Origin of the sequence: Planktotalea sp. (assembly GCF_050633725.1) — a bacterium.
Classification (GTDB): Bacteria; Pseudomonadota; Alphaproteobacteria; order Rhodobacterales; family Rhodobacteraceae; genus Planktotalea.
In genome coordinates, this window is sequence record NZ_JBOEHB010000004.1 from 1 (window position 1) to 17,290 (window position 17,290).

Annotated in this window: 16 protein-coding genes; 14 read left to right on the plus strand and 2 right to left on the minus strand. The window is 54.2% G+C overall.

Going from position 1 to position 17,290, the window contains the following annotated elements; translation table 11 throughout:
* From rpsP to rpmE, 6 genes are all read left to right on the plus strand, one after another.
* Positions 1 to 344 (plus strand): 30S ribosomal protein S16 (gene rpsP / locus ACRBCU_RS04695; RefSeq protein ID WP_431364215.1); only part of this gene is annotated, 344 nt, incomplete at its 5' end.
* 8 nt (positions 345 to 352) lie between these two features.
* Positions 353 to 988: a 5,6-dimethylbenzimidazole synthase gene (gene bluB, locus ACRBCU_RS04700; protein WP_431364216.1), complete on the plus strand. Its 636-nt coding sequence runs from the start codon at positions 353 to 355 to the stop codon at positions 986 to 988.
* 139 nt (positions 989 to 1,127) lie between these two features.
* The gene (gene rimM, locus ACRBCU_RS04705) at positions 1,128 to 1,634 is read left to right on the plus strand and encodes a ribosome maturation factor RimM (protein ID WP_431364217.1); all 507 of its coding nucleotides are present in this window, start codon (positions 1,128 to 1,130) and stop codon (positions 1,632 to 1,634) included.
* Complete coding sequence (gene trmD, locus ACRBCU_RS04710) at positions 1,631 to 2,452, plus strand: tRNA (guanosine(37)-N1)-methyltransferase TrmD (protein WP_431364218.1); 822 nt, start codon at positions 1,631 to 1,633, stop codon at positions 2,450 to 2,452. Before rimM ends, trmD begins: the two co-directional genes overlap by 4 nt.
* 52 nt (positions 2,453 to 2,504) lie before the next feature.
* The gene (rplS, locus tag ACRBCU_RS04715) at positions 2,505 to 2,879 is read left to right on the plus strand and encodes a 50S ribosomal protein L19 (protein WP_431364219.1); all 375 of its coding nucleotides are present in this window, start codon (positions 2,505 to 2,507) and stop codon (positions 2,877 to 2,879) included.
* An 11-nt stretch (positions 2,880 to 2,890) separates the two neighbouring features.
* Positions 2,891 to 3,112 (plus strand): 50S ribosomal protein L31, encoded by a 222-nt coding sequence (rpmE, locus tag ACRBCU_RS04720; protein ID WP_009830561.1) that lies wholly within the window; start codon positions 2,891 to 2,893, stop codon positions 3,110 to 3,112.
* Between the two features lie 79 nt (positions 3,113 to 3,191).
* On the opposite strand, the gene ACRBCU_RS04725 is transcribed toward rpmE, so the two are convergent.
* Positions 3,192 to 3,713: an NYN domain-containing protein gene (locus tag ACRBCU_RS04725; protein ID WP_431364220.1), complete on the minus strand. Its 522-nt coding sequence runs from the start codon at positions 3,711 to 3,713 to the stop codon at positions 3,192 to 3,194.
* Positions 3,714 to 3,948: 235 nt separating this feature from the next.
* On the opposite strand from ACRBCU_RS04725, the gene ACRBCU_RS04730 reads away from it, so the two are divergent.
* The 4 genes from ACRBCU_RS04730 to ACRBCU_RS04745 all read left to right on the plus strand — a co-directional run bounded on the left by ACRBCU_RS04730 (position 3,949) and on the right by ACRBCU_RS04745 (position 6,993).
* Positions 3,949 to 4,830, plus strand: coding sequence for a DMT family transporter (locus ACRBCU_RS04730; protein WP_431364221.1), 882 nt, complete (start codon positions 3,949 to 3,951; stop codon positions 4,828 to 4,830).
* Positions 4,823 to 5,497 (plus strand): DUF1045 domain-containing protein, encoded by a 675-nt coding sequence (locus ACRBCU_RS04735; RefSeq protein WP_431364222.1) that lies wholly within the window; start codon positions 4,823 to 4,825, stop codon positions 5,495 to 5,497. Before ACRBCU_RS04730 ends, ACRBCU_RS04735 begins: the two co-directional genes overlap by 8 nt.
* 105 nt (positions 5,498 to 5,602) lie before the next feature.
* The gene (locus ACRBCU_RS04740) at positions 5,603 to 6,412 is read left to right on the plus strand and encodes a division plane positioning ATPase MipZ (protein WP_431364223.1); all 810 of its coding nucleotides are present in this window, start codon (positions 5,603 to 5,605) and stop codon (positions 6,410 to 6,412) included.
* A gap of 26 nt (positions 6,413 to 6,438) precedes the next feature.
* Entirely contained in the window at positions 6,439 to 6,993 is a 555-nt protein-coding gene (locus tag ACRBCU_RS04745) for a GrpB family protein (protein ID WP_431364224.1), read from the plus strand.
* On the opposite strand, the gene ACRBCU_RS04750 is transcribed toward ACRBCU_RS04745, so the two are convergent.
* Positions 6,973 to 7,407 carry a MarR family winged helix-turn-helix transcriptional regulator gene (locus ACRBCU_RS04750; protein ID WP_431364225.1) on the minus strand — a complete coding sequence of 145 codons (435 nt, stop codon included), beginning with the start codon at positions 7,405 to 7,407 and terminating at the stop codon, positions 6,973 to 6,975. The two genes, ACRBCU_RS04745 and ACRBCU_RS04750, sit on opposite strands and share 21 nt — an antisense overlap.
* Positions 7,408 to 7,483: 76 nt before the next feature.
* Here ACRBCU_RS04750 and hmgA point away from each other — a divergent pair, with 76 nt between their 5' ends.
* The 4 genes from hmgA to ACRBCU_RS04770 all read left to right on the plus strand — a co-directional run bounded on the left by hmgA (position 7,484) and on the right by ACRBCU_RS04770 (position 17,267).
* Positions 7,484 to 8,845, plus strand: coding sequence for a homogentisate 1,2-dioxygenase (hmgA, locus tag ACRBCU_RS04755; RefSeq protein WP_431364226.1), 1,362 nt, complete (start codon positions 7,484 to 7,486; stop codon positions 8,843 to 8,845).
* Between the two features lie 99 nt (positions 8,846 to 8,944).
* A complete protein-coding gene (gene fahA / locus ACRBCU_RS04760) occupies positions 8,945 to 10,204 on the plus strand; it encodes a fumarylacetoacetase (protein ID WP_431364227.1) in 1,260 nt (419 codons plus the stop codon).
* An 11-nt stretch (positions 10,205 to 10,215) separates the two neighbouring features.
* The gene (locus ACRBCU_RS04765) at positions 10,216 to 11,166 is read left to right on the plus strand and encodes an MBL fold metallo-hydrolase (protein ID WP_431364228.1); all 951 of its coding nucleotides are present in this window, start codon (positions 10,216 to 10,218) and stop codon (positions 11,164 to 11,166) included.
* Positions 11,167 to 11,705: 539 nt separating this feature from the next.
* Positions 11,706 to 17,267 carry a Hint domain-containing protein gene (locus ACRBCU_RS04770; protein ID WP_431364229.1) on the plus strand — a complete coding sequence of 1,854 codons (5,562 nt, stop codon included), beginning with the start codon at positions 11,706 to 11,708 and terminating at the stop codon, positions 17,265 to 17,267.
* The last annotated feature ends 23 nt before the right edge of the window (positions 17,268 to 17,290 follow it).

Below are 17,290 nucleotides of genomic sequence, written 5' to 3' on the forward strand. Positions count from 1 at the left end.
CTTTCTATCGCATCGTTGCAGCAGACAGCCGCATGCCACGCGATGGTCGCTACATCGAAAAGCTCGGCACATATAACCCACTGCTTCCAAAAGACAGCGAAGAGCGTGTGAAAATGAACGTTGAGCGCATCCAGTACTGGCTCGGTGAAGGCGCACAGACAACGGACCGTGTGTCTCGTATGCTCGAAGCGGCTGGTCTTGCAGAGAAGAAAGAACGCTCCAACCCTAAGAAGGGTACGCCAGGCAAAAAAGCAACTGAGCGCGCTGAAGAGAAAGCTGCAAAAGCGGCTGAAGCTGCAGAAGCAGCGGCAGCACCTGCTGAAGAAGCAGCGGCAGAAGAGTAAGAACCGCAATGACTGGTCCCGATTTCGATACCGAGTTTCGGGATCAGCTCAACGCGCTCTTTCGGTGGCGGCGCGATGTGCGCCGCTTCCAAACCACCCCTGTTGACGAGGCCACGCTGGCCCGTTGCTTGCAGGTCATTCCTTTGGCCCCCTCTGTGGGTCTCAGCGAACCTTGGCGCGTTGTGCGCGTGTCCTCAAAGGACGCCCGATCCGCCGCCCTAACCAATTTCGAGAGTGCGAATGAAGAGGCGCTTGCTGGATATTCTGGCGAGACTGCGAAGATTTATTCCAGTCTCAAGCTCTCTGGCATGCGCGATGCGCCTGTGCAGCTCGCGATCTTTTGCGACGATGAAACCACGCAAGGCAAAGGCCTTGGCGCTGGCACCATGCCCGAAATGCGCCGCTATTCGGTGGTCGCCGCGATCATGCAATTCTGGCTTTCTGCGCGCGCGGAAGGCCTTGGCGTTGGCTGGGTATCTATCCTTGATGCCAAGCGCCTGACCGCTGACCTGGATTGCCCTGAGGGCTGGAACCTTGTGGCCTATCTTTGCGTCGGTTGGCCCGAGCAAGACACAGAGACGCCCGAACTTGCAAAAGCGGGTTGGGAAACCCGTACGCCTCACTTAAAGATTGAGGAACGATGATGTTTAAGTTGATCCGTTTGCCGATCTTATTTGGCGTTGCCTTTATCCTAGGCGTTTTTTCGGAACGCAATGCAGCGCTGGACAAATGTCTGGAAGCTGGCGGAACTATTAAAAGCGGCGTCTGCCGAGGAGTTTCAGAATGAGCGACGATCTGATTTGCGTGGGCTCGTTAGGCGGCTCTTTCGGGGTGCGCGGCGATGTGCGGCTCAAGAGCTTTTGCGCCGAGCCTTCTGACATTGCCAACTACAACCCGCTCACGCTTGAGAACGGGCGTAGTTTTAGCATGACTTTGCTCGGCCCGTTGAAAAACGGTTATTCTGTGCGCCTGTCTGGCATTACAAGCAAAGAAGAAGCGGATGCGCTGAGCGGTGAAAAGCTCTATGCGCGCCGCGATCAACTGCCGGCTTTGCCCGACGATGAATTCTATCATGCAGACCTTGAGGGGCTTGAGGTTGTCGATACGGGCGGCACGGTTCTTGGCACGGTGAAGACAGTCCAGAACCACGGCGCAGGTGATCTACTTGAGGTGATTGGCCCAAACATAAAAACCGCTGTTTTGCTGCCCTTCACGCTTGCCGCCGTCCCGACGGTTGATCTTAAAGCTAAACGTATCGTAACCGATCCTCCAGAAGGATTGTTTGAGTGACCGACAAACCCCGCTCTTATGGTCGCAAGGCGATCCGCCCGACGTTCAAGCCGCGCGAATTGATGACGCCGACGCCTGAATTGGCGGGTGTTTGGCGTGCACAGATTATTACCCTGTTTCCAGAGAGCTTTCCGGGCGTTCTTGGCGCGTCGCTGACGGGTAAAGCCCTGCATGAAGGTTTGTGGCAGCTTGAAACCATTGATCTGCGCCCCTTTGGTGAGACCAAACACAAGAACGTGGATGACACGCCCGCAGGTGGCGGCGCGGGGATGGTTTTGCGCGCGGATGTGCTTGGCAAAGCTCTCGACAAGGCGGCGGAATCCGAGCGTGGGAATTGGCCCCGCGTCTACCTTTCGCCGCGCGGCAAACCGATGGATCAGGCGATGGCGCGGCGCTTTGCGCAATGCGACGGGATCACCTTGCTGTGCGGGCGTTTCGAGGGCGTGGACGAGCGCGTGATCGAAGAATACGGCATCGAAGAGGTCTCCCTTGGTGACTTTATCCTCACAGGCGGCGAGATTGCAGCGCAGGCCTTGATTGATGCAACAGTGCGGCTTATACCGCGCGTGCTTGGGAACTATGATTCCACGCAGGACGAATCGTTCTCGCATGGGTTACTAGAGCATCCTCAGTATACGAAACCTGCCGAATGGAAGGGTCGCAAGATCCCAGAGGTGCTTCTCTCTGGTCATCACGCGAAAATCTCCGACTGGCGGCAGGCTATGGCCGAAAGGCTAACAAAAGAACGTCGACCTGACCTCTGGCGGGCTTGGTGCGCATTGCGCGGCAGGGACCCGATTGAAGACCAAGAGCTCTGAGGACGCATAAACCTTTGCGGATCAACCGCGAGCATATCATAGGAGATGAGACATGGATCTTATCGCACAATTGGAGGCCGAACAGGTCGCCGCACTCGGGAATGACATTCCTGATTTCAAAGCCGGAGACACAATTCGTGTTGGCTATAAAGTAACCGAGGGCACGCGCTCTCGTGTTCAGAACTACGAAGGCGTTTGCATTGGCCGTAAAAACGGCAAAGGCATTGCGGGTTCTTTCACAGTTCGCAAGATCTCATTCGGTGAAGGCGTGGAACGTGTGTTCCCATTGCACTCCACGAACGTAGACAGCATCACAGTTGTCCGTCGTGGCCGTGTTCGCCGCGCCAAGCTGTACTACCTGCGCACACGTCGCGGTAAGTCTGCTCGTATCGCTGAAGATACGAACTACAAGCCACTTAAAGCCTAAGGAGCTTTCACATGAAAAACGATATTCACCCAGATTATCACATCATCAATGTGAAAATGACCGATGGCACCATCCACCAGATGAAATCCACATACGGTAAAGAGGGCGACCAGCTCGCGCTCGACATCGACCCATCTGCGCACCCTGCGTGGACAGGTGGCGGCACGCGCCTGATGGATGCCGGTGGCCGTGTATCCAAGTTCAAGAAGAAATACGAAGGTCTGGGCTTCTAAGCTTAGCTACTTTTTGTTTTGCAGAAACGCCGTTCCTTTTGGAGCGGCGTTTTTTTGTTTCCGCGCAGCTCAGAGACGGTTAATCAATTGACAGATGAAGGCGTTTATTTCGATAGTTTCCCGTTATCAGGAACCCTGGTGCGCGCACCTCTGGATAGGTATCCGCCCAATCGCGAAAGCGATCATTTGTTACGATCTGCGCACCCATGTCACGCGCGGCTGTCAGAATGTAGGGATCGGCGGGTGTGCCGCTAGGAACAACCATAATTCGCTCTTCAGGCAGACCTAAAAGGCGGCTGAACGCATCGTCATTCTGGTGTCGATCAATCAGTTTATATCCTGCATTTGCGTCAAACATGACACCAACGGTAAATCCGCGCCTTTCAAGGTTCTTAATCACATCTTTGACAGGTCTAATATTCGGCTCGCCGCGCCAATGCATCACGTTAGAGCCATCCACAACGATCCAGTTTTGCGCGCCTGTGCCTGTCCTGGAGCGTGCGCGAGGTGACTTTGCCGCGCGTTTGTTTCGCGTTTTGGCGGATCGTGGAGCGCTGCGTCGCCCCCAACCACGCCACAGCAACCAAAGGCTGGCAAGCACACAGGGCGCACCTAACAGTAACAAATCCGACCAAGCAGGAATAACAAATCCAACTGCACAAATAAGTGTTGAAATCACTAACAATAATAGAGGTATTTTCATCCAGACATGAGTAGGTGTGCAAGGAATCGGTGTCAATAACACACGCTAAAGCAGTGCGATGTTTCGCGGGCACTGGACATAACCCAGCAACAAGCGCAGGAGTTAGGGACCGCTTTCGTTGAGGCGCATACACATGACCAATCGCCCCCTCTGGCTCAGGCTCGCACCGTTCATGTTTTTGGTTTTGTGGTCGCTGGGCTATTCCTTTGCCAAGATAGGCTTGCAGTATACCGCCCCGATGACATTACTGGCACTGCGGTTTGGCTGCGTGGTCATCATAATGGCGCTTCTTTTCCTCTTTATTCGACCGCCTCTGCCAAAAACACGCTCGGACTGGGGACATTTAGCGCTTGTCGGATTTCTCATCCAAGCCGTGTATTTTGGCATGTGTTACTATGCTTTCAACTCTGGCATCGGTGCGGGAACGTTAGCATTACTCATGTCGTTTCAGCCCATTCTCGTGGCCTTGATCGCGCCGCTTTGGACAAGCGAAATTATCGGCCGTCGGAGCTGGATCGGTTTGGCGCTTGGCTTGTTCGGAACGCTTCTTGTGATTGGTTCTCGCTCGACAATAGAGCCGCCAACGTTGATCGGGCTAACATTTGCTGCAATTGGCCTGCTAGGCATAACAAGCGGCTCGCTGTGGGAAAAACGCTTTGGGCTAGATCATCATCCAGTAACCGCAAATCTGGTGGGTTATACTGCCGGGTTCATTGGAATATTGCCTGCGTTGGCCTTTCAAGACGATTTTCACATCGAATGGAGTGGCCCCTTTATTGGCGCGCTTGCCTATTTGGTGATAGGTAATTCTTTGATCGCAGTTGGCTTGCTCCTTGCGATGATCCGCGCGGGGGATGTGAGCCGCGTATCGGCTCTTTTCTTTATGGTACCGCCGCTTGCGGCGCTTGCAGCTTGGATCGCACTAGAAGAAGTGATGCCACCGCTTGCATGGCTCGGCCTTGCCTGCGCTTCGTTTGGAGTTTTTCTTGCAACCCGAAAGCCTAGCAATGTTTGAACGATATGCTGTCTATCACTCCTTCGATGTTCCATTGGCAACGCAAGGCGCCGCTTGGCTTGGCTGGGATATCGCATCTGGCCGCAAAGCGGAGCATCCCGCGCTGGATGACTTAGATCTGGACAGGGTCACGCAACGCCCACGAAAATACGGGTTTCATGCTACGATAATGGCCCCCTTTCATCCCGCAGATGGGATTCTCCAAGCCGACATCGAAGCCGCATTTGTTGAAATTTGCGAGGCGTTGGCACCAGCGCGTTACGATGGGCTTGAATTGAGCCAACTTGGTCGTTTTTTGGCGCTCACCCCAAGGGGGCGAACCACGCAGATAAACGCGCTTGCTCGCGATGTGATCACGCAACTTGATCGCTTTCGCGCACCGTTAAGTGCGCACGATTTACAGCGCCGTTCCAATTCCCGCATGACAGAGCGGCAACGCGAGAACCTTGAGCGTTGGGGATATGCGCGTGTGATGGAAGATTTCCAGTTTCACGCGACATTGACGGGCAATCTAAAGACCTCTGAAATTGGCAATGTTCATCGCCAAGCAGAGCGCTTTTTCGCGCCCGCTCTGACGGGGTCGGTTGCGCTCTCGCATTTGTCGTTGGTCGCAGAAGGCAAAGATGGAATGTTCCATGAAGTTCTTCGAAACCCCTTACGGGCTTAAGTGACCCTAATACTGCGCTTTGAAAAAGCCGTGCAAAGGCCCCTTCCCCTTGCGCTACGCTTGCTCTAATTCCTTCGTCAAGAACGAGCCGCAGGGGGCCAAAGCATGGCGCATATAATTGTTGTCGGAAATGAAAAAGGCGGGGCTGGAAAGTCTACGGTTTCGATGCATGTGGCGACGGCACTTGCGCGAATGGGCCATAAGGTCGGCGTGCTTGATCTGGACCTGCGCCAAAAGACATTCGGGCGTTATGTAGCCAACCGTATTGCGTTCCTTAAGGACCAAGGCATTGATCTGCCTTGCCCTGATTACCGCGAACTGCCCGAGATTGACAAAAATAACCTACGCCCCGGTGAAAATGTCTATGATCATCGCCTTTCCGCTGCGGTTGCGACGCTAGAGCCTGATTGCGATTTCATTGTGATTGACTGCCCCGGATCGCACACGCGCCTTAGTCAAGTTGCCCATTCGCTTGCTGACACTTTGGTGACGCCGCTCAATGACAGTTTCGTGGATTTCGATCTACTGGCGCATACCGACACCGATGGTGTCAAAATCAAAGGGCCGTCGGTTTATTCGGAAATGGTCTGGAACGCGCGTCAACTGCGCTCTCAAGCGAAATTGCCTCCGATTGATTGGATCGTTTTGCGTAATCGCATGGGCGCGCAAAACATGGTGAACAAGCAAAAAATGGAAGCTGCGATTGAGCAGCTTGCCAAGCGCATCGGCTTTCGGGTCTCCCCCGGCTTTAACGAACGCGTTATCTTTCGCGAACTGTTCCCGCGCGGTTTGACCCTATTGGACCTCAAAGACGTTGGCGTAAAGCAAATGAACATTTCAAACGTCGCCGCGCGTCAGGAATTGCGCGATCTGATGAAAGCGTTGAACCTTCCGGGTGTCACTGTTGATTTTTAGAAACGCGAAATAAAACCTCTGAGACGATGGATTTTGTAGTCCCCCATGATCCGAATTGGGCCGCTGACTATCGCACCGAAGCCGAAGACATTAGGCGCGCGCTCACTGGGCTTTCTATAGAGCTACACCATATTGGCAGCACTGCAGTGCCCGGCGTCCTCGCCAAGCCGATCATAGATATCATGGGAGTCGCCTCTGATCTTGCTGGTCTGGACAGATACAATGCAAATTTGGAGCGACTCGGCTACGAAGTGATGGGTGAGCTGGGCATTCCCAATCGACGTTTTTTCCGCAAAATCACGGCTGAAGGTCTGCGAACACATCACCTGCATGTCTTCCTATCGGAATCCCCACACGTTGTTCGCCACATTGCATTTCGGGACTATTTGCGAGCGACCCCAGAAATCGCGACCAAATACTGCGCACTGAAAGCAGCTTTGACGAAAAACGAGCAAGCAGGTTGGGATGCTTATCTGGACGGCAAAGAGCGCTTTGTTATCGAGACTGAAGCGCAGGCCTTAGTATGGTGGCAGAGCAATTCAACGTCTTCTGGCGACGCGCTATCCATTGCTCAGACGTAGCAAGAGCTTTTTCAGAACAGCGCTTTCCTGTTCGCTCATTTGGTTCGCGATTTCTTGATCATAGCGCCAAGCTTCTTCACGTAGGTCGTGATAAACACTCATGCCGAGCGGTGTCAGCTCCAAGGCCTCAACTCTGCGATCGGTTTCAAGCCGGGTGCGTTTGATATAGCGTCGTGTTTCCAGGGCTCCTACGGCCCGACTAATCTTGGTCTTATGCGAGCGCGCCCGCTCGCCGATCTCCTTCGCCGTCAACGTGCCATAGATCCCAAGGTGAAACAAAACCCGCCATTCTGTTCGCAGCATTCCATAGCGATCCTTGTAGATCTTGGTGAACGCAAGGCTCGACGCTTCTGCTGCTTGGTTCAGCAGATACGGTAGGAAGAGTTGTAGATCAAAATCATCTTTTTCGCTCATACCCCTGTTTAGGTGGTTGTTAGTTACAAAATCAACTAATATTCCCAGCGCCAAGCAATCTGCATGGGAGCCCACTATGAACCGCCAAGTCACACCATCCACCTTGACCCACGCTGCAACACCAATGGGAACCACAGACGGGTATATGCCCGGCTTTGGAAATGACTTCGAAACCGAAGCCCTGCCCGGTGCTTTACCGCAAGGTATGAACAGCCCGCAAAAGTGCAACTATGGCCTTTATGGCGAGCAGCTATCCGGCACTGCCTTTACCGCGCCATCGCATCAAAACGAGCGCACGTGGTGCTATCGCATCCGCCCTTCGGTCAAGCATTCGCATAGATATGAAAAAATCGATTTGCCCTATTGGAAGTCTGCACCCTGCGTTGACCCTGATGTGATCTCACTTGGTCAATATCGATGGGATCCTGTTGCGCACACTGATGAGCCGCTGACATGGCTGACAGGCATGCGCACGATGACAACAGCTGGTGATGTTAACACCCAAGTGGGCATGGCCACGCATATCTATCTTGTGACTGAGTCGATGGTGGATAGCTATTTCTTCTCTGCGGATTCCGAATTGCTGGTTGTCCCGCAAGAGGGCCGTTTGCGCTTTTCCACCGAGCTTGGCGTGATTGACGTTGAACCAAAAGAGATCGCGATTATTCCACGAGGCTTGCTCTACCGTGTTGAAGTGCTCGAAGGACCTGCGCGCGGCTTTGTTTGCGAGAACTACGGTCAGAAATTTGAACTACCGGGTCGCGGCCCGATTGGCGCGAACTGCATGGCAAACCGCCGTGATTTCAAAACCCCTGTTGCAGCCTATGAAGATCGCGATGCGCCTTCAACCGTAACAATCAAATGGTGCGGACAGTTCCATGAAACGAAGATCGGGCACTCTCCGCTCGACGTGGTGGCGTGGCATGGCAACTATGCGCCTTGCAAATACGACCTGCGCACGTATTGCCCTGTTGGCTCGATCCTGTTTGACCACCCTGATCCGTCGATCTTTACTGTTCTCACAGCGCCATCAGGCCAGCCAGGCACCGCGAATATCGACTTCGTTCTGTTCCGCGAACGTTGGATGGTGGCCGAGGATACGTTCCGCCCGCCTTGGTATCATAAGAACATCATGTCCGAATTGATGGGCAATATTTACGGTCAGTACGATGCAAAACCGAAGGGGTTTATTCCCGGTGGAATGAGCCTACATAATATGATGATCCCTCATGGCCCCGACAAGAATGCCTTTGAGGGCGCGTCAAACGCAGATCTGGGGCCAGAGAAACTGGACAACACTATGTCCTTCATGTTCGAAACCCGCTTCCCGCAGCACTTGACCGCCTTTGCCGCCAAAGAAGCACCGCTGCAGGACGATTACATCGATTGCTGGGAAGACATCGAAAAGAAATTCGACGGCACGCCCGGTAAGAAGTAAACCAAGCTCAAGGAGGGTGCGTGAGATCACGCACCCTACATTTGCGACACCCCGTAAGGTGCCGTGCTTCGCACGCACCGCCCGCCAAAAGGACCATACATGACGCTGTTAAAATCTTGGGTGGCTTCGGCTAACTCAGCCGAGACTGACTTTCCCCTTAATAACCTGCCCTATGGGGTTTTCTCTACTGACGACCTAGACCCACGCTGCGGCGTTGCGATTGGCGATATGATCCTAGATTGCCGCGCCGCTGAAGAAGCAGGCCTGCTGGTCGTCGCGGACGAGCCGCTCTTTGACGTGCCGTTCTGGAACGAAGTCATGGAAGATGGCTCCGAAACTTGGGCCAAACTGCGTGCGCGTTTAACCGCGATCCTTGCAGCGGGTTCCGAGGATGAAGCCGCCGCTAAAGACATGCTGGTGGCGCGCGAAGGGGTCGAGTTGCACATGCCCTGCCTCGTTGCGGAATACACCGATTTTTACGCGGGCCGTCAGCACGCGCAGAACATGGGCGCGATCCTGCGCGGCTCGCCTAGCCTGCCTGCGAACTGGCTGCACATCCCGATTGGATACAACGGACGCGCATCCTCTGTTGTTGTCTCAGGCACGGATATTCATCGCCCGAATGGACAAACTAAAGCGCCTGACGCAGAGATGCCAAGCTTTGGCCCGAGCAAGCGCCTCGATATCGAACTTGAGATGGGCGCTATCGTTGGCAAGAGCACTGACCTCGGCCAGCCGATCACCGTGGATGAAGCCGATGACATGATCTTTGGCTATGTGCTGCTCAACGACTGGTCCGCGCGCGATATTCAGGGCTGGGAATACCAGCCGCTCGGCCCGTTCCAAGGCAAAGCCTTTGGCACCACAATCAGCCCGTGGATCGTCACAGCCGCTGCACTAGAGGATTTCCGCGCGCCGACACCAGAGCGTGATTTCACGCTCTTGCCTTACCTCAACGGCTCCAAAGACGGGCTCTATGATATCGAACTTGAAGTGCTGATGCAGCCCGAGGGCGCGGCAAAAGCCACGTCTATCGCCAAGACCAACTACAACCGCATGTACTACTCCGCGGCAGAGCAGCTTTGCCATCACGCGATTGGCGGCTGCGCGATGACGGCGGGTGATTTGCTCGGGTCCGGCACGATCTCTGGTGCCGACAAGAGCGAATACGGCTCGCTCATGGAACTGAGCTGGGCTGGCAAGGAGCCTTTCACGCTCGACACGGGCGAGACACGCGGTTTCCTTGAGGACGGCGATACAATGACCCTGCGCGGCGCTGCAAAGGGTGACGGATATAAAATCGGATTTGGCGATTGCGTCGGGAAAATTCTCCCCGCCGTCACTTGGCCTGCAAAATAAGGACTTCAGACATGGCAAAAGCATTCGCATCACAAGGCGACATGACCGAAAAGAAAATCACCTTTGACGAGGTGGGCAAAGACCTATGGGCCTTCACGGCTGAGGGCGATCCAAACTCTGGCGTCATCATTGGCGATGAGAGCGTGATGATCGTCGAAGCGCAGGCCACGCCGCGCCTTGCAAACAAGGTGATCGAGAAGGTACGCGAAGTTACCGACAAGCCGATCAGCCACGTTGTCCTGACGCACTACCACGCCGTGCGCGTGCTCGGGGCCTCAGCCTATGGCGCGGATCAAATCATCATGGGCGACGCCGCCCGCGCGATGGTTGTTGAGCGTGGACAGGAAGACTGGGACAGCGAATTTCAGCGCTTCCCACGTCTGTTTGAAGGCCACGAGAGCATTCCGGGCCTTACCTACCCTACGACAACATTCAGCGATGACATGACGATCTACCTCGGCAATCGCCGCGTTGACCTGATGCACCTCGGCCGCGCGCACACGGCAGGCGATATTGTCATTCACGTGCCGGATGAGAACGTGATGTTCACAGGCGACATCGTGGAAGACCATTCCGCGTGCTATTGCGGCGATGGTCACTTTGCCGATTGGGGCGATACCTTGGACAACATCGCCTCCTTCGACGTGGACGCGATTGCACCGGGCCGCGGCGGCGCATTGATTGGCAAAGACGCCGTTCACCGCGCAATTGAAAGCACACGCGACTTTGTAGAGAGCACATATCGCCCAGCGGCCAAGGTTGCCGCACGCGGTGGCAGCCTCAAGGAAGCATGGGACGCTGTGCGCGCGGAATGCGATCCAAAGTTTGCGGACTATGCGATCTACGAGCACTGCCTGCCCTTCAACGTTGCGCGCGCCTTTGATGAAGCGCGCGGCATTGAAACACCGCGCATCTGGACGGCAGAGCGCGACCTGCAAATGTGGGCCGACCTGCAAGGATGACAACGAGCACGCTCATACTGCTCACCCTTCAAGGGGTGATCTTTGCAGTCTGGGCATTTTTGATGTTTAGAACACTTTTTCTTCTGGCGGGCCGCGCTCGCCAGAAGACCGGAAAGGCCTTTCCAGGCCTGCTAGAAGCGCTCAGGCAATGGCGTGAATGGTTAACATCGGCAGAAGATAAACGCTCCCGTCACCTCTTAGGTGCCGTGACGCTTCTATTAATCGCGACGAGCGGGGTTTTCGCGATTTTTCAACCTTAGACTGCCGAAAAGCCGAACATTGTCCGAAATGTGGCGCGTTTTGCTAATAGTTCCCCATATAGCCCCCAATGGAACAAACTTTTTACACACTACATAGAGAGAAAGAGCTCGTACTTATCTCGATCTTGAGATGGGGATGTGTCCTGTAGTGTACGATTTGATTGTTGGTTTTCGACTAACGGCCCTTTTCAGCAACCACTGAAAACTGGCCAACGGCTCAAGGCTCGGCTTCAACTCTAAGCATTGAAGGGTACTTTCCTAAACCTAAGGAATGCTACTATGCCGATCGCGTCGGAACTGAATATTGATAACACCGCTGATGCAACAACGCTGATGCAAACCATTTTTGGCAGCGGCGTAACAATTACCGCTGGCACGGCGACGGTTTCAGGCACTGCGTTGCAGTCGGCCACCTATTCTGGCGGTATCGCGACGCTTGGTGACATTGCGCCAGCAGACACTGGCATCATTCTTTCTACCGGTGATGCTGCTGAATTTACCAATGACAGCGGTACAATTGACACGAACACCGCAGCAGGCACTGGAACCAATCAAGGAGGCGCTGGTGACGCTGATCTGAACTTGGTTACGGGGCAAACCACTTTTGATGCGGTGGTCCTTGAAGCCGACTTCACGACGACCGGTGACTTCATCACGATGCAGTTCACTTTCTCGTCTGAGGAATATCTCGAATATGTAAACGGCGGTGTAAACGATGCATTTGGCGTATGGATCAACGGCGCGTACGTCCCGTTCACACCAGCGGCGAATGATCTCGTCTCAATCGACACGATTAATGATACAACATCGTCCAACCTATATCTGGACAACGACGCAACAGCAGATACCTACAACACAGAGATGGACGGCACGACGCTCGTCCTATCCATCAAGGCACCTGTGAATTCATCTGGGTCAAACTCGATCAAAATTGCTTTGGCCGATGGCGGCGACGGCGTATTTGATTCCAATGTTCTGATTGCTGCGAACTCTGTTCAAGTTATTGCCTTGGCATTCGATGACACTGTCACGATGGAAGCCAACACACAGATTTCCGTCGACCTTTTGGCGAACGATGACGACAATACTGGCACCGGCCTAACAATCACCGAGATTAACGGGCAAGACATTGTCGTCGGTCAGACAATTACGCTCCCGACTGGCGAGCAAATCACGTTGAATGCTGACGGTACAGTTACCATTGAAAGTGATGGTGATGTTGGCAGCGAAACCTTTACTTACAAAGTACTAGATGGCGCTGGCAATACTGACATCGGCTTTGCCACCATTAACACAGAAGCCGCGATTCCTAACGATTTTATCGTTGAAGGTACTGCTGGCGATGACACGATTGATGCCGCGTACACAGGTGACCCTGAAGGCGATCGGATCGACAATCTCGATCATAGCGATGCCTCTAACGCAGATAGCGTTGAAGCAGGTGCAGGCAATGACGTCGTCAATTCAGGTGCTGGCAACGACACGATCCATGCAGGAGCAGACAACGATACTGTAGATGCGGGTGCTGGTGACGATACCATTTTCGGTGAAACTGGCGATGACTCCCTTTCTGGCGGCGCGGACAATGACAGCATCGATGCTGGCGAAGGCGATGATTTCGTCTCTGGTGGAACTGGTACTGACACGATCCTCGGTGGAACGGGCGCTGATACGCTGACTGGCGATGGCGGCGACGATACTTTCATTTTGGAAGATGGTTTTGGCGCAGATGACATTCAGGGCGGAGAAACCAACGACGCGACAACCGGCGATACGCTGGATTTAAGCGCGGTAACAGACGACCTTGTCGTTGATCTTACAGATGCAAACGCTGAAACTGGCACTGTTTCTGATGGTACAGACACTGCGAGCTTCGTTGAAATCGAAAACATTACGCTTGGCTCGGGCGCAGACACGATCATTCTGGCAGACGGCAGCGGCGACGACGTTGTTTCTGGCTTCAACACGACAGATTCTGGCGACGGAACCACGGTTGATCAGCTCGATGTCTCTGGATTGACGAACGATGGTGGAACAACTCCTGTCAGCACTGACGATGTTGTTGTAACTGACACCAATGGTGACGGCACCGGTGACGCAATACTGACCTTCCCGGGCGGCGAGAGCATCACTCTGGTTGGCGTTTCCCCAACTGAGGTTGATACCCCAGCCGAATTGGAAGCAATTGGCATTCCTGCAGCTGTTGTGCCGCTAAACTACATTGTTGAAGGTGACGGCACGGCCAACTTGATCGACAGCGGCTATGTTGGTGATCCTGAAGGCGATCAAATCGACAACAGCGATGCGCTAGATGGCTCACAAGATGACTCTGTTGTTGGCGGCGCTGGCGATGACACGATTTTGTCTGGCCTGGGCGATGACTCTGTCGATGCAGGCGACGATGACGATAGCGTTGATGGTGGCGCGGGCTCTGACACAGTTCGTGGTGGTGATGGTGCAGATACTATCGAAGGCGGCGACGATCACGACTCGCTCTTTGGCGACGATGGAGACGACAGCATTCTCGGGGAAGCTGGCAATGATACGCTTGAAGGCGGTATCGGCAACGATACGCTAATTGGCGGTGCTGGAAACGACTCAATCAACGGTGATTTTGGTGACGACTCCATCGTAGGCGGCTCCGGCGACGACTTCCTGCGTGGTAGTTTTGGCGACGACACTCTGGTCGGTGGCACGGGCGATGATACGCTTTGGGGCGGATTTGGAGATGACAGCATCGTCGTTGATGCAAACTTTGGTGATTACAACATCGAAGGTGAAGAAGAAGACGAGACCCTTGGCGACACTATGGACGTCTCTGGCGTTACCGATGACCTCACTTGGGATCTGAGCAACGTAAACCCAGAAGCGGGTAGCTTCTCCGATGGCACCAACACAGCAACATTTGTTGACATTGAAAACATCGTTTTAGGAAGCGGCGAGGACACGCTCGTTCTGGACACCTTTGGCGGGTCAAATACCGTTATCGGATTCTCCGCGCCGACTGATACGGGTGGCGGGACCTTCTCTGGCAATGACTTGCTTGATGTAAGCGGCCTTGAAGATTTTGACGGCAACCCAACTCATACGGGCAATGTTACAGTCACAGAAGTAGGCGGCAACGCCGTTCTGACCTTCCCCAATGGGGAATCTCTGACACTTGTTGGCGTTCCAGCCGCTGATGTTTCATCCCCTGCTCAGCTCATCGCGATGGGCATCCCTGAAGGCCCAGACGGATATGTCGACGGTACCGCAGGTGATGACACGATTGACGGCTCCTATGTTGGTGATCCGAATTTCGATCTCGTCGACAGCGATGACGCCCTTCTCGTCGGCATGAGCGGAGATGATGACTATATCCGTGCAGGGGCAGGCAACGACAGCGTTGTTGCCAACCTTGGCGACGACAGTGTGGAAGGTGGCACTGGCAGCGACACAATCGAAGGCGGCGAAGGCGAAGACACGCTTCTTGGTGAAGCAGGTGACGATAGCCTTGTTGGCGGCCTTGGAAATGACAGCCTTGTTGGCGGCGTCGGTGACGACACGCTAAACGGCCAAATCGGCGATGATGTTCTTGAAGGCGGCGACGGCTCGGACAGCTTCGCGCTAGAAGACGACTTTGGCAACGACACGATCGTGGGCGGCGAAGTTGATGACGCAGCAGGCGACGTTCTTGATATGAGCGGCGTTGGCGGAGCGCTGACCTATGATCTGACTGGTGCAGATAGCGAAAGCGGCACGGTTACTGACGGTGTTGGCACGGTTGAGTTCAGCGAGATCGAGACAATCCAGCTTAGCTCTGGCACCGATACACTCACCCTGTCCAATACATCAGGGGCCGACAGCGTTACAGGCTTTACAGCGCCAACTTTGGCAGGCGACGGATCTTGGATCGGCTTCGATCAAGTTGACGTCAGCACAATGGTTGATGCGAACGGCGCGCTCGTAAACACGGGTGATGTTACGATTACCGATACCAATGGTGATGGCACAGGCGATACAATCCTGACGTTCCCTGGCGGGGCAACTTTGACATTGGTTGGCGTTCTTCCAAGCGCATTCCCCGTCCCAGAAGCTCTTGCGGCAATCGGGATTCCGCTCGCAGACTACATTGTCGAAGGCACTGCGGCAGGCGAGGTCATTGACGACACCTATCTGGGCGATCCCGAAGGCGATTTGGTCGACGCGAACGATGCCGAAGATGGCTCAAACGATGACATCATCGAAGCCGGCGCTGGCGACGATACGGTCACATCAGGAGTTGGCGACGATTCCATCTTTGCTGACGAAGGCGCGGATGAAGTAGATGCAGGCGCTGGTGATGACACTGTCTTTGGTGGCGATGACGGCGATACGATTTCAGGCGGCGCAGATAACGATAGCCTGCTCGGCCAAGAAGGTGCTGATAGCATATCTGGCGATGCCGGGAATGATTTCATCGAAGGTGGCACCGAGGATGACACGCTTCTAGGTGGCACCGGGGCTGATACGCTAGACGGCGGTGCAGACAACGATTCCCTTGAGGGCGGTGGCGGCAATGACAGCCTTCTTGGTAGCTTTGGCGAAGACACGCTGAATGGCGGAACTGGTGACGACACAGTTGAAGGCGGCTTCGGCGACGATACTATCTTGCTCACTGATGATTTCGGCGACGACGTTATCGACGGCGGCTCAGATTTCGAAACGGATGGCGATGTACTGGATGCGTCTGGCGTCACTGCCGAAGGTGTCAACATTGTCTATTCAGGCGATGAAACAGGTACGCTCACAGGCGCGGTTACTGGCGATGAAGCCGACTTTTTCGACATCGAAAACATTACCGCAACCGACAACGATGACACAATCAACGCGGCGCTCGACACAATTGGCGTTAACGTGGACGCAGGTGATGGCGAAGATGTTGTAACCGGTGGCAGTGGGCAAGATACGCTGGATGGCGGCGATGGCGACGATGTCATTTCAGGCGGCACCGATGGCGATTCAATCACTGGTGGCGCTGGCGATGACACAATAAATGTAGCGCAGGGCGACACTGTCACAGGTGGCGACGGCGATGATTTCTTTAACATTGTCGACTTGGCGGAAGTTGATACTGACGTCATCACGATTACTGGCGGTGAAGGCGATGAAACCGATGGTGACACGCTCGCGCTAAATGGCCTTCATGATCGCGATTCATTGGTCATTACCGATCCGGACGACGTAAATGGTGGCCTGACGGGTACAGTCACTCTTCTTGACGGGACAGTGATCAATTTCAGCAACATCGAAAACATCATTTGCTTTGTTCCTGGAACCGAAATCGCGACCCCATATGGCGCTCGCATGATCGAAGACCTCAAGATTGGCGATCGCGTGGTGACTCAGGACAACGGGGTGCAGAAAATCCGTTGGATTGGCAAAACTACCGTCCCTGCAACGGGTGCCTTTGCACCTATTCGCTTCTCCCAAAGCACCTTCCCCGGTGCTTGCGGTGATCTAGTCGTTTCGCCCCAACACCGAATGCTGTTCAAAGGTTACCAAGCAGAATTGCTCTTTGGTGAGCATGAAGTTCTGATCCCAGCGCTTCATTTGTTGGATGGACAGAATGTCGTTCGGGAAAACTGTGAGACAGTGACCTACATTCACATAATGTTCGAACAACATGAGATTATTTTCGCGCAAGGTGTTGCAACAGAAAGTTTCCACCCTGGCTCTTTCGGTGTCGACTGTCTCGCACCTCGCGCACGGGACGAACTATTCACGCTGTTCCCAGAGATGCGGAGCAACATTTCGAGCTATGGTAGAAGCGCAAGAACAAGCCTTCGCGCTTCGGAGGCCAAGGCATTGATAAACTGGTGATAGGACCACTAACTGGGTCTCGC

What these genes read in the sequence shown, in the direction of transcription:
- ACRBCU_RS04745 (WP_431364224.1), top strand. Translation starts at nt 6,439, where the DNA reads ATGGATTTTGTAGTCCCCCATGATCCGAATTGGGCCGCTGACTATCGC.
- rpmE (WP_009830561.1), top strand. Translation starts at nt 2,891, where the DNA reads ATGAAAAACGATATTCACCCAGATTATCACATCATCAATGTGAAAATG.
- ACRBCU_RS04740 (WP_431364223.1), top strand. Translation starts at nt 5,603, where the DNA reads ATGGCGCATATAATTGTTGTCGGAAATGAAAAAGGCGGGGCTGGAAAG.
- ACRBCU_RS04750 (WP_431364225.1), bottom strand. Translation starts at nt 7,407, where the DNA reads ATGAGCGAAAAAGATGATTTTGATCTACAACTCTTCCTACCGTATCTG.
- ACRBCU_RS04770 (WP_431364229.1), top strand. Translation starts at nt 11,706, where the DNA reads ATGCCGATCGCGTCGGAACTGAATATTGATAACACCGCTGATGCAACA.
- ACRBCU_RS04765 (WP_431364228.1), top strand. Translation starts at nt 10,216, where the DNA reads ATGGCAAAAGCATTCGCATCACAAGGCGACATGACCGAAAAGAAAATC.
- hmgA (WP_431364226.1), top strand. Translation starts at nt 7,484, where the DNA reads ATGAACCGCCAAGTCACACCATCCACCTTGACCCACGCTGCAACACCA.
- rimM (WP_431364217.1), top strand. Translation starts at nt 1,128, where the DNA reads ATGAGCGACGATCTGATTTGCGTGGGCTCGTTAGGCGGCTCTTTCGGG.
- bluB (WP_431364216.1), top strand. Translation starts at nt 353, where the DNA reads ATGACTGGTCCCGATTTCGATACCGAGTTTCGGGATCAGCTCAACGCG.
- ACRBCU_RS04735 (WP_431364222.1), top strand. Translation starts at nt 4,823, where the DNA reads ATGTTTGAACGATATGCTGTCTATCACTCCTTCGATGTTCCATTGGCA.
- ACRBCU_RS04730 (WP_431364221.1), top strand. Translation starts at nt 3,949, where the DNA reads ATGACCAATCGCCCCCTCTGGCTCAGGCTCGCACCGTTCATGTTTTTG.
- fahA (WP_431364227.1), top strand. Translation starts at nt 8,945, where the DNA reads ATGACGCTGTTAAAATCTTGGGTGGCTTCGGCTAACTCAGCCGAGACT.
- rplS (WP_431364219.1), top strand. Translation starts at nt 2,505, where the DNA reads ATGGATCTTATCGCACAATTGGAGGCCGAACAGGTCGCCGCACTCGGG.